The sequence below is a fragment of the Desulfosporosinus nitroreducens genome (assembly GCF_023897015.1).
GTDB lineage: Bacteria > Bacillota > Desulfitobacteriia > Desulfitobacteriales > Desulfitobacteriaceae > Desulfosporosinus > Desulfosporosinus nitroreducens.
The window spans coordinates 345,315-364,145 of the sequence record NZ_JAMHFY010000001.1 but is presented as its reverse complement, the minus strand read 5'-3'; the positions used below and the strand labels follow the sequence as shown (position 1 = coordinate 364,145).

Below are 18,831 nucleotides of genomic sequence, written 5' to 3'. Positions count from 1 at the left end.
TGAAGTAATCTTTGTTTAAGCATAAAGGAGTTTATCAATGTGAAAAAAGTTATTGGAAAGATATTTTTAATTGTCTTTTTACAAGTGCTTGTCATTGGAATCAGTGGTTGTGGTGGGGAGAAGCCCTCAAGCTCTATTTCACAGACTCAATTAGATTCAAGCACTCCAAGCACGACATCGGGCAAATTACTAAACACGTTAAAATCACCAAGCAACCAAAATGCACAAGTAGTGCCTGTCTTATACTATCATTCGGTCATGCTAGAGAAGGGAAATGAAGTGAGAATGCCTCCTGACCAGTTTGAGGCGCAAATGGCCTACTTGCAGGAAAAGGGGTACGAGAGCGTTACATTGGATCAGTTATACCAGGCATTTTATAAGGGTGGGGTTCTCCCCCAAAAACCAATTGTGATTACATTTGATGACGGTTACGAAGATAATTATGCGACTGCTTTCCCTATCGTAAAAAAGTATGGATTTACTGCTGCAGTCTTCATGGTGTCCAGCTATATTGGCGGAGAGGGATTTATGTCATGGCCCCAGCTTAGAGAATTATCAGCCAATGGATGGGAAATTGAAGGGCATACAGTTAATCACCCATATTTGTCTCAAGTGGATATGACCATAGTGTTAAACGAGCTAATGGATTCTAAGGAAACACTTGAAAAGGGTCTCGGAAAGTCTGTGGGATTTTTTGCCTATCCTTACGGAGATTTGAACGGTGATGTGGCACAAGCGGTAAAACAAACAGGGTATTTAATGGCTTTTACTACAGATCGGGGTTGGGCTGACCTTAATCTCGATGAATGGCATTTGCAACGTGTTTATTGTTTCGCTAATATGGGACTGAACGAATTTGCCCGACGACTTCAAGAACCAAACTATTAAGTGAAGATTAAGGACTCTTATATAAAGGCTCTCCAGAGATTGGAGAGTCTTTATATATTCAAAACTATTTTAATGGAAGATATTAACACTTTAGGATCTTTTTACATATCTTACTGTGAGCCCAAGAAAAACGGAAAATATCGGAATAAGGAGGTCGCTGTTATGGCATATGGTATTGGTGCAGTTGAAGGTGTCGAAGGTGTTGGATGTGGACCTAATTTCCTACCTGGGATTGCTGTAGTTGTAGTAATCATTCTTTTGTTAATCGCTATGGGTATCGTTTTTTAAAAAAGGGTCCTAAACTTCTAGAAATTAAGATATAAGGGGGAAATATTATGTACGGATATGGATACGGAGCAGGGGCAGGGTATGCAGGAGCTTGTTGCCCGCCAGTTGCCCCAGTTGCACCAGTAGGGAGTGCAATCGGAGCAGGCATCATCGCTATCGCAATTCTGATCTTAATTGCCTTAGGCGTTATATTCTAAAAATTTAAGTCTAAGTAGATTTTAAGGGAGGTCATTAGTATGTTTGGAGCAGGTGGAGCCGGAGTTGGCGCAGGAATTGCCATAGTCGTAGTAATCATCCTTTTGCTTATCGCAATGGGGATCGTTTTTTAAACAAATTCGCTAGATTTAATTTATAGATATAAGGGGGAAATATTATGTACGGATATGGATACGGAGCAGGCGCAGGGTATGCAGGAGCTTGTTGCCCACCAGTTGCCCCAGTAGGCAGTGCAGTCGGAGCAGGCATTATCGCTATCGCAATTTTGATTTTAATTGCCTTAGGCGTAATATTCTAGACGATCAAAATCTAACTAATTTATAAGGGGGGTCATAAGTATGTTTGGAGCAGGTGGAGCTGGAGTAGGCGCAGGAATTGCCATCGTGGTTGTTATCATTCTTTTGCTCATTGCTATGGGTATCGTATTCTAATAAAAAAGATTTTGAAAATGGTGGCATTCAATAGTTCGCATTTGGAGGTGAGTTCATGTACGGATATGGTGCAGCTGGTGTTGGTGTTGGCACTGGTGCTGGAATTATAGCTATTGCCGTTTTGATTCTGATCGCCTTGGGAGTTATTTTCTAAGCTTTCTCAAAAAGGTGATGTAGAGGAGCACTGTGATAAGGGGTCCTCTAGTTTTGGGTTTTATTGCCTAAACCACTAGCCGTCTGCTTAAAAAATTCTATATTTTAAGCAGACGGCTAACTCCTTTAAAATAGCTAAATGGCCCTGCATATTGGGGGCAGCGCCATTTAGTAGATTAAGAACGGTCAAGAATGGACGAAAAGTAAAATGATAAGCATACGATTACATAAATGAAAAAGGTTTACCCATTAAGGCTTACCACCACCAACGGCGAAAACCCCACCAAGGACCGAAACCAAACCAAGGGCCGAAGCCAAACCAAGGAAAACCCCAACGTCCCCACCACATAGTTAAAACCTCCTTCAAATTATCGTTTTCATTTACTGTAGGCTAGCAGCTATAATTAGATCTACCATAATACAGAATATGAAGATAATGGAATTAATGTTCCAAATAATGGTAATTGATGTCGTGATTGCAGTTTACCCTTAGAGAGCTAGATTTCCCTTAAGATTAGATTGGTTATTACTGGGATATACTACTACGAACATAGTGTTGGGGGAGAGAGGTTTCTTGGAATTCATTCAACTGGTATTACTCGAGGGAATACTTCTTCTTTGCGCAGGAATGATTTTTTTTGGAGGGATTTTGGGAACTGTTGCGGCAACAGTCGCTTTAAGTGGGATAAACTATCTTTTCCATGACGCAACAATGTTTTGGCAATGGGAAATTCCCATGTTAGCAGGTGGAACCGTTGGAATCCTGCTCCTTCTTACTATTGGAAAAAAAGCTAATAAAAGCAAGATTGTAGGCGGGCTTATAGGCGGATTGACCAGCTTGGTTTTACTCGGGGCCTTTGCAACGCCAGTTATTGCTATAATCCTATGGGCCTTAGTATTCGGCACAGGTATTATTCCTAAAGGTAGCAAAAAACAGATATTATGGAGTTTCGCGCCAACATTTTTGCGAATAATCTTGGGATTGGGATGGATTATTTACGGAAACTTTTTAACAATTTAATCCTGAAATCCTTTCCATTATCCGGAAAAACCCAAAACAAAACCTTGCTATTACGTTTAATATTTGTTATCTTATACATAAACTTATTATTGTCAGGCATATAGCTGGGCTTCAGCTTTTGGAGCAGCGGAGGAATCTGCGGGACTACCTTTTTGTAAGGGGTCCTATTTTTATGTACTTTAGTCTGATTTACCATATACTAGTCAGTGAGGAGAGTGCAGTCGTGGATGAAAAGACACAGGTGGCCTCATTATCAGTTGCTTCGAACATTATATTAACCTTAACTAAGGTGATAGTTGGGTTAGTAAGTGGGTCGGTTAGTATCTTGTCGGAAGGGATTCATTCTGGTATCGATCTAGTGGCGGCCTTTATTGCACTCTTTGCGGTGAAAGAGTCTGGGAAGCCTGCAGATTCATGCCATGCCTACGGACATGGAAAGATAGAAAATGTTTCCGGTACGATCGAAGCTGCTTTGATATTTGTGGCAGCGCTAATGATAATCATTGAAGCGATTAAGAAAATCCAAGAAATTATTTACGGCAATGGTGGACATGTCACAGATTTTGGCTTGGGCTTAGGTGTGTTAATCATGGGCGTTTCAGCGATCATGAATTGGATTGTCTCCACACGGCTTATGAAAGTCGCCAAGCGAACTGACTCTGTGGCTCTTGAGGCGGATGCCTTGCATTTGAGGACAGATGTGTATACATCATTAGGAGTATTGGTGGGGTTGCTCTTAATCAAGCTAACGGGTTGGACCATAATAGATCCTATCATCGCGCTTGGAGTTGCGTTTATGATTATAAAGGCATCAATTGATTTAACAAAGAAGGCTTTTGCACCGCTGGTTGATGTCAGTTTGCCGGATGAAGAACGTGAGATTATTGCTGAAGTACTGCAACGCTATGAGGATGAATTTGTTGAATTTCATAAACTCCGGACTCGTAAGGCCGGAGCAGAAAGACATGTTGATTTGCATTTGGTCGTTGCTAAATATACTCCAGTTGTTGACGTTCATGATTTGTGTGACAGGATAGAAAAAGAGATTAATGAGAGATTGTATATAACTTATGTCTTGATTCATGCAGAACCTTGCAGCAACAGAGATGTGGAATGTCCGGTTGAGGAAGGATTGACTTCCTCTTGTCAGAGTTGCCAAGTGCGGAAGCCGGAGCAGGGGTCGGAGGTCAGAGACTGGAAGTCAGAGAGCGAGATCTAAGAGCTACAACTTTTAATGATTTGTATGCTGGATGGCTGGTCTTTGATATTATCGTTGTATAATTTGAGAGCTTTTCAGATTCCATTTGAGTAGTGTTTCCCATTATTTGAAGGATAAATTCTAAGGTGAGCTTCAAGTCCGAACTTCGAATATTAAACGTCGAGAATATCGATAATGGTTGCTGCAATTTTAGCTCTGTTTTATAATGAAAGCCTGGGGGAGTATATTTGTGAAACGATTATGGTCTGTACAGCATTCTTCCGGACGAATGACAGAAAAACTCCGCGATTTTTTAGGGATTTCTCCGGTTGTCTCAGAAATATTAATTCAAAGAGGCTATCAACAGCCTGAAGAGGCTATTGAATTTATGCGCCCAACCCTCTTAAATCTGATCTCACCGTTTTGTTTTTGCGACATGTTAAAAGCGGTTGAGCGATTGTCTTTAGCCTTAGAGCGCAAGGAAAAGGTCCTTATCTATGGTGATTATGACGTGGATGGAGTTACGAGTACCACGTTACTATACAAAGTTCTAATTGATTTGGGGTTACAGGCTGTGGCCTATATTCCACACCGCCAAGACGAAGGCTATGGTCTCCATTCTGAGGCTGTTGAACGGGCAGCTAAGGCGGGTGTAAGTGTTCTTATTACAGTTGACTGTGGGGTTACAGCAGTCGTGGAAGTGGAATTGGCTAAAACTCTTAATATTGACGTCATTATTACAGATCACCATGAACCGCTAAAAGTTTTACCAAAGGCTTTTGCTATTATAAATCCTAAGCTTGAGAATTCGGGCTATCCCTTTAGGGATTTGGCCGGGGTTGGTGTAGCGTTTAAATTGGCCCAAGCTTTATTGCAATCTTTAGGGAACGATGAAACAGGCATACACTCTGAAATCAAACTCTTAGATCTGGTGGCTTTAGGTACGATTGCAGATCTAGTCCCTTTAATTGGCGAAAACCGGGTCTTAGTTCATTATGGACTTCGCCAAATGGAGGAGACGAATCATCCTGGACTGGCAGCTCTTATCGAGGAGTGTGGGTTAAAGGATAAAACCCTTAAAGCAGGACAAATTGGCTTTATGGTCGCGCCTAGAATTAATGCGGCAGGACGTATGGACAGTGCCCGAGCAGGTCTGGAACTTCTTCTGACGGAGGATGCTGAGCGAGCGGGTGAACTTGCTCGTCAGTTAACTCAGGAAAACCAATCGCGCCAAGAAACCGAGAAGGAAATTTTAGCAGAAGCGATTTCCTTATTGGAACGTGAACCGCTGCCGCGAGTGATCGTACTTTCGACAGACCATTGGCACCACGGAGTTGTAGGGATTGTAGCTTCCCGTTTGGTAGAACGGTATTATCGTCCAGTCTTTATAATTTCGGAAGACGGAGAAGAAGCCAAGGGCTCGGCGCGTGGCATTGCGGGTTATCCCGTATTAGAACAGTTGAGCACACAAGCACATCTGCTGACAAAGTTTGGAGGACATAAACAAGCCGCCGGTTTTTCTCTCCCTGCAAAAAATATCGAAAAACTTAGAGAAGGACTGAATGAACAAGCTTTAGCTTTTGATGAAACTCTCTTCCATGAAGTCTTAAGAATTGATTCTCAAGTTGCTCTCGATGCTGTTTCCGGGGATTTACTTCGTCAACTCGACCTAATGGCACCGTTTGGGTTTGGCAATCCAGGCCCGGTTTTGGCCAGTAAAGAAATTCCTGTGCATTCCCTAAGTACTGTAGGAAAAGACCAAAGTCATCTTAAATTTCGCTTTGGATCGAAGGGAGAGCTAGAAGGAATTGCTTTTAGGTTAGGAGAACGTTTGAATGAGCTGAAGGATAAACTGACATTAGATGCAGCATTTGTTCTGGATTGGAATACTTTTCGAGGTCAAGAAAATGTTCAATTAATGATCAAAGATATTCAGACTGAAGCGAATTGGCTGAATCGGCCAACTATAAATGAGGCCGGTCCAACAGCATATCAGGAAATTGCGGTCGCAAATGAGGAAATTGAAATTGAATGGCTGGACTGGAGAGATTTGCCTCAAAAAGAGTGGCCTATAAAATATAATCAACGATTATGGATTTGGGACAACACTGGGAGTATGCCGACTCTTCGACTTGGGAATGATTTGGCTAGTAGCCAACATACTCAAGGAGAACGTTCTGAGGCCAATCCTTTGAATCAGGATGAGGATGGAAAAGTGAATCAAAGTCTCGGGTTGATGTTCGGTCTTCCGCTTACGGAGGAGGATTTTAGAGAAGGCGTCGAAAAACTGCGGAGATTAGGTATATTTCGTATTGCACTTGCAGGATTTCAAGCCCCACTTGAGGAAAGAGTTCGTCAGCGTTGTTGTTACATAGCTCGCGAAGAGCTGGTAAAATTATATCGAGAGTTGCTTGCTAAATCGAGCAGGGCTAATCCTTTTCGTTGGGGTACAGATCTGAAAATTTTGGCTAAAGAGAAAGTCGGATTAAAAGTATTGGAGGAGTTGGGGCTCATCCGATGCCTTGGCGGGACGGATGAGATTGTCTTGGAATGGATTCCAGCTCAAAGCAAATTAGAACTGGAATCATCTTTACGCTATCGTTTAGCAAAAGAACGGTTGGATAGAGCATTAAAATTTCAAAATCAACTGCTCGTCTCGTCTATTCAATTAAAGAAACTTTACTGACCGGAAAATTTTTAAGTTTAGGTACAATTATCTAAGTTGTTTGCATCAAAAGAAAGGTGGCGTAAAGATCATGGATTTCAGGGATCATATTCGCGTAATTTCCGATTTCCCCAAGGAGGGAATTTCGTATAAGGACATTACAACTCTTATGAAAAACGGCGAAGTTTATCATGCCGCTATTAACGCCCTGGTAGAAAAAATTAAGCCGTGGCAGCCTGACGTGATTGTCGGCCCCGAAGCACGTGGCTTCTTATTTGGTGCACCTGTGGCCTATGCCTTAGGAATCGGCTTTGTTCCAGTTCGTAAACCGGGTAAATTGCCGGCTCAAACGATTGGTGAAACCTATGCTTTAGAATATGGGTTTGATACGTTAGAAGTCCATGCAGATGCTATCAAACCTGGCCAACGAGTAGTTGTTGTGGATGATCTGTTAGCAACTGGGGGAACAATGCTTGCGACCGCAAACTTACTGAAAAAGATTGGGGCAGATGTAGTTGGATTAGGCTTCCTAATTGAACTAACGTTCTTAAACGGTCGGGAGAAGTTGGAGGATTACCCTGTTTTTTCTTTGGCAGAGTATTAGATTTGGCGAAGTTGTTACTCATGCATAGAAGGTATGAACTTGCGTTATATACTTTCTAAGCATAAGTGCGAATAAGGATACACCCACGGCTGGGGCTTCTCCGCTAAGTTAACACTTGCAAAGACAGTGTCTTCGGGCGCCAGCCAGGTTTTCTGTAATCGAGCGTTATTGGCAGATGAGAGGAGTTCACCGATGTCCTTCGCAGAATTAATGGTAAAAATGAAAAAGAAATCTCCAGAGGCACGTCTGGCTATTGTGGATAAGGCATATCAGTTTGCTGAAGTGGCTCATAGGAACCAACTGCGCAACTCTGGGGAAGATTATATTCTGCATCCCTTGGAAGTTGCTCAAATTTTGGTTGAACTTGAAATGGATGAAGCAACCATTGCGGCCGCTCTGCTTCATGATGTCGTGGAGGATACGGAATTTACCATTCAGGATATTGAGAAGGCATTTGGCGCAGAAATCGCGTTGCTTGTTGACGGTGTGACTAAACTTGGCCGGATTGAGTACAAAAGCAAGGTGGAGCAACAAGTAGAAAATCTACGCAAGATGTTTTTGGCGATGGCCAAGGATATCCGTGTTATACTCATTAAACTTGCTGACCGCCTTCATAATATGCGAACCCTGAAATATCATTCAGAGAAAAAGCAAAAAGAAATTGCCCAAGAAACCTTGGAGATTTTTGCTCCGTTGGCTAACCGCTTGGGGATTTTTCGGATTAAATGGGAGCTGGAAGATCTTTCGTTTCGATATCTAAAACCACAGGAGTATTATGATTTAGTCGAAGGAATTGCCCTCAAACGCCGGGAGCGCGAAGCCTATATTAACGAAGTTATAGTGCAAATGCGAGACAGACTAGATGAAGTAGAAATATATGCGGACATTGCGGGTCGTCCTAAGCATTTTTACAGTATCTATCGTAAAATGTCTACTCAGCACAAAGAACTAAGCGAAATCTACGACCTCATGGCGATTCGAGTCATTGTGGACTCCGTCAACGATTGTTACGGTGCATTAGGGATCATTCACACAATGTGGAAGCCGATCCCTGGTCGCTTTAAGGATTATATTGCCATGCCTAAACCAAATATGTATCAGTCATTGCATACTACCTTGATTGGACTTCATGGAGAGCCCTTTGAAATTCAGATCAGGACCTGTGAGATGCACCGTACGTCAGAATACGGGATTGCTGCCCATTGGAAATATAAAGAAGGAAGCAATAATGAATGTGCTAACAAGTCAACGAGTAATAAGTCAACAAGTAATAAAGACTGTGGAAATAAAACAGCGAGCGTAAATTTTGATCAAAAACTCTCTTGGTTGCGTCAACTTCTGGAGTGGCAACATGATTCTCGGGATGCCGGAGAATTTATGGAGTCGTTGAAAATAGACTTGTTTGCAGACACAGTTTTTGTATTTACTCCCAAGGGAGATGTGGTGGAACTTCCCGCAGATTCATGTCCAGTTGATTTTGCTTATCGCGTTCATACAGACGTTGGGCACCGTTGCATAGGTGCCAAGATTAACGGGCGGATTGTTCCGCTCGAGACAAAGCTGAATAACGGAGATATTTTAGAAATACTTACCTCAAAGCAAGGGGGAGCACCTAGTCGAGATTGGTTGTCTTTTGTTAAAACGTCCCAGGCCAAGAATCGGATTCGCCAATGGTTCAAGAAAGAGCAACGAGAGGATAATATCATTCGTGGACGTGAGAGCTTGGAACGTGAGGTCCGCAAGCTGGGGCTGGATCCCGCAGCTGTTCTTAAACCTGAAAGCCTCATGGCGATTGGCAAGACCCAAAACTTTGTAGGTCTGGATGATTTATACGCCTCAATTGGGGACGGTGTACTCACCCCAAATAAAGTCTTGATGCGCTTGCGCGAGGATCTCACTAAAGAAGAACGAGAAAAGGTACAGCTGGCAGCACTCCAGCAAGGGGAAGGCAAAGCACCAACTCAGGTTTCGTATGGCAAAGCAACGCATGGGGTGAGGGTCAAAGGCGTGGATAACGTATTGATTCGTTTCGCACAGTGTTGCAACCCTCTGCCGGGGGATGCGATAATGGGTTATATTACCCGAGGGCGCGGGGTTTCCATTCATCGCGGGGATTGCAGCAATGTACTAAGCCACTCTGAAGACGAGAGTGATCGAATCGTAGAAGTTATGTGGGCAGAACAAGTGGATTCCACTTATCCTGTAGACATTCAAATCTATGGGAGAGACAAGCCGCGTTTGGTCACAGAGGTCATGAATACGGTTTTAGATACTCGGACACATATTCTAGGGATTAATGCCCGAGTGGGAAAAGGCGACGTTGCCCATATCCAGTTGAGAATTGAGATTAGAAATGTGGAACAGCTTAAAATGGTGATGCATAAAATTCGTAAGGTTAAAGACATCACGGAAGTCAAGCGAATCCATACGGGAGAAAGTTAAGATGCGCAGTGTTGTACAGCGCGTTAAACGCGCCTCGGTAACCGTGGACGGTGAAAAAGTAGGAATCATAGCTGCCGGACTTTTAGTCCTGCTGGCAGTTGGACAAGAAGACGGAGCAGACGACATAAGCTGGATGATTGAAAAAATTGTAGGGTTGCGAATTTTTGAAGATCAAGGAGGGAAAATGAATTGCTCCGTACTGGATACAGGCGGAGAAATTCTTGTAGTTTCTCAATTTACACTTTATGGTGATTGCCGTAAAGGGAAACGCCCTAGTTTTACGGCAGCTGCACCACCTGAACAAGCTAAGGATCTATTCGAACGCAGCGTTGCCGGAATGCGCAGTTATGGAATAAAAGTGGAGACGGGAATTTTCCAAGCAGAGATGGACGTTGAATTGGTCAACGATGGACCTGTGACGATACTTTTAGACAGTAAGAAAAAGTTTTAAGGAGGTAATGTTTGATGATTGAAGCGCAAGCTATGGGTGCCATGGGAGCAAATTGTTATTTGTTCTATTGTGCGGAAACTAAGAAAGCTGTGGTCATCGACCCCGGCGCAGATGGGAAAAGGATTTATCGTTGGGTTATGGAGAAGGGTCTAAAGGTAGATTATATTCTGATTACCCATGGGCATGTGGATCACATTGGTGCCGTAGATGAACTTAGAGAACTATTGGGGGATGTCTTGGTAGGGATTCATGCGGATGATGCAGGGATGTTAACAGATGACAAGAAGAACCTCTCTAGTTATGTGGGAAGCAGACTTGTACTTAAGAAAGCGGATATCCTGCTTCAGGATGGACAAGAACTTATGATTGGCAAAGAACGAATCAAAGTCATAGCAACTCCGGGACATTCTCCTGGAGGGGTATGTTTCTTATGTTCTGAAGGGCTGTTTAGCGGAGATACGCTTTTTGCCGGGTCGATTGGGCGAACTGATTTCCCGGGAGGATCAATGAATCAGCTTTTAGATGGAGTCAAGAAAAAACTCTTGATTCTCCCAGAAGATACCCGAGTTTTTCCTGGTCATGGTGAAGAGACCAGTATCGGAGAAGAAAAACGGGACAATCCCTTTTTGGTATAAAATTTCTTGATTCAGTGTTGCCATCCATGGCACCGCGGCACTAAGCTATCCTTGGCGATGGGATATACAAATATTCTTGATTCAGTGAAAATTACTACCACAGAGGAATCCGAACTAATCTTAGAAGATGTTATCCAGGAGCTTGGAGCGATTAATCCGGATTAAAGAGCGCATCATTTGGTGGGACTTACTATCGGTCGTGGGGGAAATAATCTATTTACAGAAATAACCAAATAATTATTGACAAATAACGATCGTATTTGGTAAAATATAAAGATATAGGCGTTATTCATTGAAACAACGTAATAAATGTAGAATACTCACGAAACCTTTTGGAAAATTCCGGGTTAATCTTTCTCCAGGGAGGGCTTGCAAGACTGGAACTAGCCTGAGAGACACACGGTAGGACACCCTAAAGAAGAGTATCTTTGCATCGGATAGTCTCGTTAACGACTGAAAAGTGGGCGGAAGAATACCGTCAATTAGGGTGGCACCGCGAGAAGTTCTCGTCCCTTGCGCAAAGCAAGGAACGAGGGCTTTTTTTCTATAAGTGCCAGCCAAGCCATTTTTTGAACTATAATTTAAGGAGGAATTTGCATGGCGATTCAGCGTCCAAAAGGGACTCAAGATCTATTGCCAGGTACAATCGAACAATGGCAATATCTCGAAGAAACTATTCGCTCAGTTTGCCGCGAATATGGGTATGAAGAGATTCGGACGCCGATGTTTGAAGCGACAGAACTTTTTCAAAGGGGTGTTGGGCAAACTACGGATATTGTTAAGAAAGAAATGTACACCTTCCAAGACAAAGGGGATCGATCAATGACCCTGCGTCCGGAGATGACTGCTTCGGTCTGCCGTGCGTATGTGGAGGACAAGCTTTATGGCCAACCACAGCCGATGAAATTGTACTATATTGGCCCTATGTTTCGGTATGAGCGGCCACAAAGCGGTCGTTTTCGCCAGTTCCATCAGTTTGGGATTGAAGTTTTGGGTGCAGACCAACCGATCGTGGACGCAGAAGTCATTAGCTTAGTCTGGAATTTATATAAACGACTTGGACTAATTGGGCTTGAGGTCCATGTCAATTCTGTCGGATGCCCAATTTGCCGCGCAAGGCACCGTGAACAACTGCAGGAATTTCTGGCTGCTCGAAAAAGTAAATTATGTAACGATTGCCAAGAACGTTTTGAACGAAATCCATTGCGCATACTAGATTGCAAGAACCCCTCTTGTCAAGAAGAGACCGTTGGGGCGCCGACAACAAAGGACACCCTTTGTGAGGACTGCAGTACTCACTTCGAGAAAGTTCTGGCTATCTTAGGCAGGGCCGGAGTGGTCTATCGAGTTAATCCACGCTTGGTAAGAGGACTTGATTATTACACGAAAACAGCTTTCGAAGTCATGGTCGAAGAAATTGGAGCGCAGAGTGCCATTTGTGGGGGCGGCAGGTATGATAAGCTGGTTGAAGAAATCGGCGGACCGCCAACTCCGGGAATTGGATTCGCTATGGGGATTGAACGTGTTTTAGCAGCCCTGCAAGTACAACATAAGCTGCCGGAAGAAAAGCCTAAACTATTTGCTATGTTGATTGCCTGGGGTGAACAAGCCCAAATCGAGGGCTTTGCTCTTCTGAGTGCCTTGCGCAGCCAAGGGATGCCTGTGGGTATGGATTTGCTCGGTCGAAGTCTAAAAAACCAACTTAAATCAGCCAATCGACAAGGCGTACGCTATGCCTTAATTCTTGGTGAAGAAGAGCTTGCTCGAAAGGTGCTTGTCATTCGTGATTTAACACTCGGCGAGCAAATGGAAGTTTCACTGGTGGACGCAGTTGAAGAAATAAACAAGAAGTATCAGAGAGGTGTTTAACATGACAGTATTTTCAGAACGTGTTGAAAATGGGCAGCTAGGATTAGCAAAAGTGGGAGAGACCGTTCGTTTGTTAGGATGGGTTCAGCGCCGTCGTGACCACGGAGGTTTAATTTTCGTTGATCTGCGAGATCGTACAGGTATTGTTCAAGTTGTTTTTGACCCAGAGAAGATGGGAGAAGGATTTTCCACGGCGGAAAGCTTGCGTTCAGAGTTCGTTGTCTCTATCCTTGGGCAAGTGATTGCTCGCCCAGAAGGAATGATTAATCCAAACCTGGCAACAGGCAAAATTGAGATCGCGGCACAGACATTGGATGTCTTAAATGGAGCTAAAACTCCTCCTTACTATCTTGTAGATCAAGTGGATGTAGACGAGACAGTGCGTCTAAAATATCGTTATTTGGATTTGCGTCGACCTGAAATGCAGACCATATTCAAGATTCGGCATCGAGTCACTCAGATCATGCGTAATTTCTTTGACCGTCAAGGTTTTTATGAAATCGAAACTCCCATGCTTAATAAATCTACGCCTGAGGGGGCACGAGATTATCTTGTTCCCAGCCGTGTTCACCCAGGTGAGTTTTATGCCTTACCACAGTCCCCCCAAATATATAAGCAACTTCTCATGGTAGGCGGTATGGAGAAGTATTTTCAAATTGCTCGTTGTTTCAGGGATGAGGATTTAAGAGCAGATCGTCAACCGGAATTTACTCAACTTGATGTTGAGATGTCTTTTGTCGAAGTGGAAGACATACTTCCCATGATGGAAAAATTAATGACGGAGATTTTCTCTGAAACGGTTGGGAAACCTGTAACCGTTCCTTTCCCGCGTTTAACATATAAAGAAGCAATGGAACGTTATGGATCAGACAAACCGGATACGCGCTTTGGCATGGAACTGATCGATGTAGGAGAACTCGTGGGTAAAACCGGATTTAAGGTATTCGCTAATGCGGTGGCAAATGGCGGGAGCGTAAAGTGTATCTGCGCTAAAGGGTGTGCTGGCTTGCCACGTCGCGAAATCGATGACCTGGCTAAGTTTGTCAGTACTTATCGAGCGAAAGGCTTAGCCTGGATCGTCTTAGCTGAGGAGGGCCTGAAATCCCCTATTGCTAAATTCTTTACTGAAGAGGAAATGGCTGCCCTAATTGAACGTACACGTGCCGAGACTGGAGATATCTTGTTCTTTGTGGCAGATACCTATGCTGTCGTCTCTGATGCATTGGGGCATCTGCGCTTGGAATTGGCAAAACGTTTAGGTCTGATTGAAGAGGGACTGCTCGAATTCCTATGGGTTACCGAATTCCCACTCTTGGAATATGATGAGGAACAACAACGTCATATCGCTATTCACCATCAATTTACTGCACCGATGGACGAAGATTTACATCTTCTCGAGACTGATCCCCTTAAAGTTCGGGCAAAGGCCTATGACATGGTCCTCAACGGAACGGAGCTCGGGGGCGGAAGTATTCGGATTCATCGTCGCGAGGTACAGGAGAGGTTATTCAAGTTACTTGGATTTTCTGAGGAAGAGGCTGTCGCCCAATTTGGATTTCTTATGGAGGCCTTTGAATATGGTACTCCTCCCCACGGCGGAATTGCCTTTGGCCTGGATCGAATGATTATGCTCTTAACTGGAAAAGATAATATAAGAGACGTAATTGCTTTTCCGAAAACTCAAAGTGCCTCAGATTTAATGGCTCATGCTCCTTCGACAGTGGCGGACAAACAATTAAAAGAATTGCATATCCGGACAAATATTGAGTTACCCAGTGTAAAATGATAAGGCAAAGCGAGTGGGCAATGAGGAGAGTTAACAAAATATTTTTTTATTAAAAGAATTCTTCTTGAATTGTAAGGAATAGTAACTTTTCCGAGTTGACAGGGAAGAGTGCATTAGCTATAATATTTATTGTAGCTACCCCCTTAGGGTATCGGAGGATGCATAGCATGACGAATTCAACCCCTTATTCAGAATCTAAAGAGGATCTTATACGCAGGCTTAAAAAAATCGAAGGCCAAGTAAAAGGGATTCAACGTATGGTTGACAGTGACAAGTATTGTGTTGATGTCTTGATTCAAGTGGCAGCAGTTCGTGCTGCGCTTAACAGGGTTGGCACTATTGTCTTTGAACACCATTCACGGGGATGTATGCGCAATGCCGTTGAGAACAATAACCAGGAAGCTGCGATTGAGGAGCTTATTGGGGTGCTCGCTAAATTTATTAAGTAAATCATATTTGATTAGGAGGAATTATTATGGCAGGTGCAAATGTTAAAACCTTTACTACTGCAAATTTTGAATCGGATGTTTTGAAGTCTGAGCAAGCGGTTTTGGTCGATTTTTGGGCTCCTTGGTGTAATCCATGTCGTATGGTTACTCCTGTTATTGATGAACTTGCTGATGAGTATGTCGGCCGAATCGCCATCGGGAAGGTTAATGTCGATGAGAATGGCCCTATCTCTAGTGAATATGGAGTTATGAGCATACCTACACTGGCTATTTTCAAGGGGGGCAAAATGGTTGACAAAATTACTGGCTTCCGTGGAAAACCTGACCTTGTCAAAATGCTCGAGGCCCATATCTAAGTGTCAATAATATAAGCCGATAATAAAAAGCGATGCCCAATTTCGGGCATCGCTTTTTTGGGCTAAATGAGGGGGGGTATAAACTTCAATTCGGGGAGCGGGGTTAGGCTATCTTTTATTATCCGTGGCCTTAGGGGGGGTGAAAAGCTCTTTTCCCATTTTTGAGGGGACGTAAAAGGTTTGTCCCTGAACAGTTGGGGGCAGGTAGGTTTGGTCAACCCAGTGGCCTGGGTAAGAGTGTGGATAGAGGTATCCTTTTCCGTTCCCTAATTTTTCTGCGCCGGGGTAGTGTCCGTCCTTAAGTTGGGGGGGAACTTCTCCAGTAGGATGTTTTTTTACATAATTCAGAGCCTGATCGATGCTCGTGACAACACTGTTGCTTTTAGGTGCAGTTGTGATGGCTAGAACTGCTTGAGCTATGGGGATTCTTGCTTCAGGCAGGCCCAGCCATTCAAGAGCATTTGCAGCAGCATGAGCTTGAAGCATGACCATCGGATCTGCCAATCCCACATCTTCTGACGCGTGGACGATAATCCGTCGGACAATAAAACGTGGATCTTCGCCCGCTTCAAGTAAAACCCCTAACCAATAGAGCGCTGCATCGGGATCTGAACCGCGCATACTTTTGATAAATGCGGAGATGATGTCATAATGATTATCCCCTGATTTATCGAACCGGATGGCCCGTTGTTGTATGGATTCTTCCGCTATATCAAGGGAGATATGACGAATTCCGTTTTCTGGCGCGGTAGTAAGAACTGCCAGCTCTAAAGCATTAAGGGCGCGGCGTAAATCTCCGTTAGCATAATTAATCCAATGCTCCCACGCTTCAGAGGTGATTTCTGCTTGATATTGCCCTAAACCTCGTTCTGAATCCTTCAGGGCTTGTTCGAGTCCGAGACGAATTTCTGGAGGTTCAAGAAGTTCTAATCGAAAAAGGGTTGAACGACTAAGGAGCGCAGAATTTAATTCAAAGAAGGGGTTTTCTGTTGTTGCACCGATGAAGGTAATAGTTCCATTTTCGACAGCAGGAAGAAGTGCATCTTGTTGTCCTTTATTAAAACGATGAACTTCATCACAAAAAACTAAAGTGCGCTTGCTGTAAAGATGAAGATTATCTGTTGCCTGCGTAATAATTTCACGGATCTCCTTAACGCCAGAGGTGACAGCATTTATGCGGACAAAACGCGACGTGGTTTTGGCAGCAATGACTTGTGCTAAAGAGGTCTTCCCTGTTCCTGGCGGGCCATAGAGAATCAATGATGAAACACGGTCAGCCTCAATAGCCCGACGCAGGAGTTTTCCAGGGCCGAGAATTTGAGTTTGACCGATATACTCTTCAAGTGTTCTTGGGCGCATACGCTCCGCTAGAGGAGCAACTTGATGTTGATTGAATGTTGCGGAAAAAAGATCCATTGGGCTATGTTCCTTTCTTACAACCTGTGGCTATGGTTTGATACTGGCCAAGTTTTCTTATATTAATTATATCATGCAGGACGGACATCTGCTTGCAGAGCTTTACGTTTAAAATTGTTAGTTTGATCACAGTAAAAAGATAGCGTTAGGTGTAAAATATAAAAGAAGTTGAGTTTGGTACTAGTAGGCTTGACAAATCCCGAGTGTTTTTATAAGATATAAACAGATAAGAAATATATGAAAAAAAGCGTTTATCTAGTGGAAAAGAGGTGAGGGTGTTGAAACTCTCGACCAAAGGTCGATATGGGGTAAAAGCCATGTTTGATTTAGCTCAACATATGGGTGAAGGACCGACTTCTTTGAAAAGCATTGCAGAGAGGCAGGGTATATCTGAACATTATCTGGAGCAACTAGTTTCCGGTTTGCGTAAAGCGGGTTTAGTGAAAAGTGTTCGTGGTGCGCAAGGTGGTTACTTGTTAGGGAGAGAACCGGATAAAATAAAAATTGGAGATATTATCCGTGTGTTAGAAGGGCCAATTGCTCCGACTGATTGCGTATCAGAGGAGGACCCGGAAATTTGCTCTAAAGCTGAGTTTTGTGTCACTAGGGCAATTTGGGAGAAAGTCAGGGATTCCATCGCAGATGTTCTTGATTCCATCACACTTGAAACAATGCTTGAAGATGCCAAAAAGATTGAATCGGAGCGGAACTTATATATGTATTACATTTAACCTTTATTTTTTTGCTTCAAAGTTTATGATATAAGGGAGTGAGCCCCATGAGGCGAGTTTATTTAGACCACAGTGCAACAACCCCGGTTGATCCAGAAGTAGCTGCTATCATGATGACATATTACACAGAAAAGTATGGTAACCCGTCAAGTGTTCACGGCTTTGGCAGAGAGACTAAACAAGCCCTTGAGCAAGCTCGAAATCAGGTGGCCGAGTTGATCGGTGCTGCTTCTAGGGAGATCACATTTACCAGCGGAGGAACAGAAGCGGACAATCTGGCGATTCTTGGGACAGCTGAAGCGCTTCGTAAAAAAGGTAAGCATATTATTACCTCTTGTATCGAACACCATGCTGTTCTTGAAACTTGTGAATACCTGGAAAAGAATGGATTCGACCTGACAGTTATACCAGTAGACGAAGAGGGAATTATTTCAGTTGATGAAGTACGGAAGGCTATTCGACCGGACACAATCTTGATTACTGTAATGCATGCCAATAATGAAGTGGGATCAATTCAACCAATTGCAGAAATCGGTAAACTGGCTAAGGAACATGGTATTGTCTTTCACGTTGATGCAGTTCAGTCTCTGGGAAAAATCCCAATTAATGTTGAAGAAATGAATGTCGACTTGCTGACTGTTTCAGGTCATAAGATTTATGGCCCTAAAGGGGTAGGAGCACTCTATGTTCGCAAAGGGGTACGAATTGTGCCTTTAATTCATGGCGGAGGGCAAGAAAGAAAGCGCCGCTCGGGAACAGAGAATATGCCTGGAATCATTGGGTTTGGTAAGGCCTGCGAGTTGGCTGGGCAACGGATGGCGGACGACGCGAAAAAACAAATTAAACTGCGGGACAAACTGATGAATGGTATCGTAGAACGTATAGAATATGTGAAAGTAAATGGACCGGTAGGAGAAAAGCGTTTACCCAATAACGTTAACGTCAGTATCCGTTATGTTGAAGGGGAGTCTTTATTACTCTCTCTAGATATGTTGGGAATTGCAGCCTCAAGCGGATCGGCATGTACCTCGGGGTCTCTGGATCCTTCCCATGTTTTACTGGGTATGGGATTGATTCATGAAATTGCCCATGGTTCATTGCGCTTCTCCCTGGGTCGTCAGAATACAGAAGAAGAAATCGATTATGTCCTTGAGCAATTACCGAAAATCGTGGAGCGTTTGCGAATGATGTCTCCACTGTACGATCAGGTTATTCATTCGAAACAATCATAA

18 protein-coding genes are annotated in these 18,831 nt (G+C 43.5%); 17 read left to right on the top strand and 1 reads right to left on the bottom strand.

Annotated elements, in window-relative coordinates:
• The first annotated feature begins 39 nt into the window (after nt 1-39).
• From M8E35_RS02005 to trxA, 15 genes are all read left to right on the top strand, one after another.
• Nucleotides 40-888 carry a polysaccharide deacetylase family protein gene (locus M8E35_RS02005; RefSeq protein ID WP_252467058.1) on the top strand — a complete coding sequence of 283 codons (849 nt, stop codon included), beginning with the start codon at nt 40-42 and terminating at the stop codon, nt 886-888.
• Nucleotides 889-1,050: 162 nt separating this feature from the next.
• Nucleotides 1,051-1,176, top strand: a complete 126-nt coding sequence (locus tag M8E35_RS26375; protein WP_034597215.1) for a hypothetical protein — start codon at nt 1,051-1,053, stop codon at nt 1,174-1,176.
• A 47-nt stretch (nt 1,177-1,223) separates the two neighbouring features.
• On the top strand, nt 1,224-1,373 hold the full coding sequence (locus M8E35_RS02000; protein ID WP_252467057.1) for a hypothetical protein: 150 nt from the start codon (nt 1,224-1,226) through the stop codon (nt 1,371-1,373).
• 176 nt (nt 1,374-1,549) lie between these two features.
• Nucleotides 1,550-1,690, top strand: a complete 141-nt coding sequence (locus tag M8E35_RS01995; RefSeq protein WP_252467056.1) for a hypothetical protein — start codon at nt 1,550-1,552, stop codon at nt 1,688-1,690.
• 860 nt (nt 1,691-2,550) lie between these two features.
• Nucleotides 2,551-2,997 (top strand): hypothetical protein, encoded by a 447-nt coding sequence (locus M8E35_RS01990; protein ID WP_252467055.1) that lies wholly within the window; start codon nt 2,551-2,553, stop codon nt 2,995-2,997.
• A gap of 223 nt (nt 2,998-3,220) precedes the next feature.
• Nucleotides 3,221-4,216: a cation diffusion facilitator family transporter gene (locus M8E35_RS01985; protein WP_252467100.1), complete on the top strand. Its 996-nt coding sequence runs from the start codon at nt 3,221-3,223 to the stop codon at nt 4,214-4,216.
• A 205-nt stretch (nt 4,217-4,421) separates the two neighbouring features.
• Nucleotides 4,422-6,881, top strand: coding sequence for a single-stranded-DNA-specific exonuclease RecJ (recJ, locus tag M8E35_RS01980; RefSeq protein ID WP_445012470.1), 2,460 nt, complete (start codon nt 4,422-4,424; stop codon nt 6,879-6,881).
• Between the two features lie 70 nt (nt 6,882-6,951).
• The gene (locus tag M8E35_RS01975; protein WP_073030407.1) at nt 6,952-7,464 is read left to right on the top strand and encodes an adenine phosphoribosyltransferase; all 513 of its coding nucleotides are present in this window, start codon (nt 6,952-6,954) and stop codon (nt 7,462-7,464) included.
• Between the two features lie 192 nt (nt 7,465-7,656).
• Nucleotides 7,657-9,906: a RelA/SpoT family protein gene (locus M8E35_RS01970; protein ID WP_289710619.1), complete on the top strand. Its 2,250-nt coding sequence runs from the start codon at nt 7,657-7,659 to the stop codon at nt 9,904-9,906.
• 1 nt (nt 9,907) lies between these two features.
• Complete coding sequence (gene dtd / locus M8E35_RS01965) at nt 9,908-10,357, top strand: D-aminoacyl-tRNA deacylase (RefSeq protein ID WP_252467052.1); 450 nt, start codon at nt 9,908-9,910, stop codon at nt 10,355-10,357.
• Between the two features lie 14 nt (nt 10,358-10,371).
• Complete coding sequence (locus tag M8E35_RS01960; protein ID WP_252467051.1) at nt 10,372-10,992, top strand: MBL fold metallo-hydrolase; 621 nt, start codon at nt 10,372-10,374, stop codon at nt 10,990-10,992.
• Between the two features lie 597 nt (nt 10,993-11,589).
• Nucleotides 11,590-12,861 carry a histidine--tRNA ligase gene (hisS, locus tag M8E35_RS01955; RefSeq protein WP_252467049.1) on the top strand — a complete coding sequence of 424 codons (1,272 nt, stop codon included), beginning with the start codon at nt 11,590-11,592 and terminating at the stop codon, nt 12,859-12,861.
• 1 nt (nt 12,862) lies between these two features.
• Nucleotides 12,863-14,647, top strand: a complete 1,785-nt coding sequence (gene aspS, locus M8E35_RS01950; RefSeq protein WP_252467047.1) for an aspartate--tRNA ligase — start codon at nt 12,863-12,865, stop codon at nt 14,645-14,647.
• A gap of 167 nt (nt 14,648-14,814) precedes the next feature.
• Nucleotides 14,815-15,096 (top strand): metal-sensitive transcriptional regulator, encoded by a 282-nt coding sequence (locus M8E35_RS01945; RefSeq protein ID WP_073030451.1) that lies wholly within the window; start codon nt 14,815-14,817, stop codon nt 15,094-15,096.
• A gap of 26 nt (nt 15,097-15,122) precedes the next feature.
• On the top strand, nt 15,123-15,452 hold the full coding sequence (trxA, locus tag M8E35_RS01940) for a thioredoxin (protein WP_252467045.1): 330 nt from the start codon (nt 15,123-15,125) through the stop codon (nt 15,450-15,452).
• A 108-nt stretch (nt 15,453-15,560) separates the two neighbouring features.
• Here trxA and M8E35_RS01935 read toward each other — a convergent pair whose 3' ends face one another.
• Nucleotides 15,561-16,868 (bottom strand): replication-associated recombination protein A, encoded by a 1,308-nt coding sequence (locus M8E35_RS01935; protein ID WP_252467043.1) that lies wholly within the window; start codon nt 16,866-16,868, stop codon nt 15,561-15,563.
• 278 nt (nt 16,869-17,146) lie between these two features.
• Here M8E35_RS01935 and M8E35_RS01930 point away from each other — a divergent pair, with 278 nt between their 5' ends.
• Together M8E35_RS01930 and nifS are read left to right on the top strand one after the other, a co-directional pair.
• On the top strand, nt 17,147-17,599 hold the full coding sequence (locus M8E35_RS01930; protein ID WP_073030399.1) for an RrF2 family transcriptional regulator: 453 nt from the start codon (nt 17,147-17,149) through the stop codon (nt 17,597-17,599).
• A gap of 47 nt (nt 17,600-17,646) precedes the next feature.
• Nucleotides 17,647-18,831, top strand: coding sequence for a cysteine desulfurase NifS (gene nifS, locus M8E35_RS01925; RefSeq protein ID WP_252467042.1), 1,185 nt, complete (start codon nt 17,647-17,649; stop codon nt 18,829-18,831).

Excerpts from the sequence above, each read along its gene's own strand:
- M8E35_RS26375 (WP_034597215.1), top strand. The coding sequence starts at position 1,051 with ATGGCATATGGTATTGGTGCAGTTGAAGGTGTCGAAGGTGTTGGATGT.
- M8E35_RS02000 (WP_252467057.1), top strand. The coding sequence starts at position 1,224 with ATGTACGGATATGGATACGGAGCAGGGGCAGGGTATGCAGGAGCTTGT.
- M8E35_RS01995 (WP_252467056.1), top strand. The coding sequence starts at position 1,550 with ATGTACGGATATGGATACGGAGCAGGCGCAGGGTATGCAGGAGCTTGT.
- recJ (WP_445012470.1), top strand. The coding sequence starts at position 4,422 with ATGAAAGCCTGGGGGAGTATATTTGTGAAACGATTATGGTCTGTACAG.
- M8E35_RS01975 (WP_073030407.1), top strand. The coding sequence starts at position 6,952 with ATGGATTTCAGGGATCATATTCGCGTAATTTCCGATTTCCCCAAGGAG.
- M8E35_RS01970 (WP_289710619.1), top strand. The coding sequence starts at position 7,657 with ATGTCCTTCGCAGAATTAATGGTAAAAATGAAAAAGAAATCTCCAGAG.
- dtd (WP_252467052.1), top strand. The coding sequence starts at position 9,908 with ATGCGCAGTGTTGTACAGCGCGTTAAACGCGCCTCGGTAACCGTGGAC.
- M8E35_RS01960 (WP_252467051.1), top strand. The coding sequence starts at position 10,372 with ATGATTGAAGCGCAAGCTATGGGTGCCATGGGAGCAAATTGTTATTTG.
- hisS (WP_252467049.1), top strand. The coding sequence starts at position 11,590 with ATGGCGATTCAGCGTCCAAAAGGGACTCAAGATCTATTGCCAGGTACA.
- aspS (WP_252467047.1), top strand. The coding sequence starts at position 12,863 with ATGACAGTATTTTCAGAACGTGTTGAAAATGGGCAGCTAGGATTAGCA.
- M8E35_RS01945 (WP_073030451.1), top strand. The coding sequence starts at position 14,815 with ATGACGAATTCAACCCCTTATTCAGAATCTAAAGAGGATCTTATACGC.
- trxA (WP_252467045.1), top strand. The coding sequence starts at position 15,123 with ATGGCAGGTGCAAATGTTAAAACCTTTACTACTGCAAATTTTGAATCG.
- M8E35_RS01935 (WP_252467043.1), bottom strand. The coding sequence starts at position 16,868 with ATGGATCTTTTTTCCGCAACATTCAATCAACATCAAGTTGCTCCTCTA.
- nifS (WP_252467042.1), top strand. The coding sequence starts at position 17,647 with ATGAGGCGAGTTTATTTAGACCACAGTGCAACAACCCCGGTTGATCCA.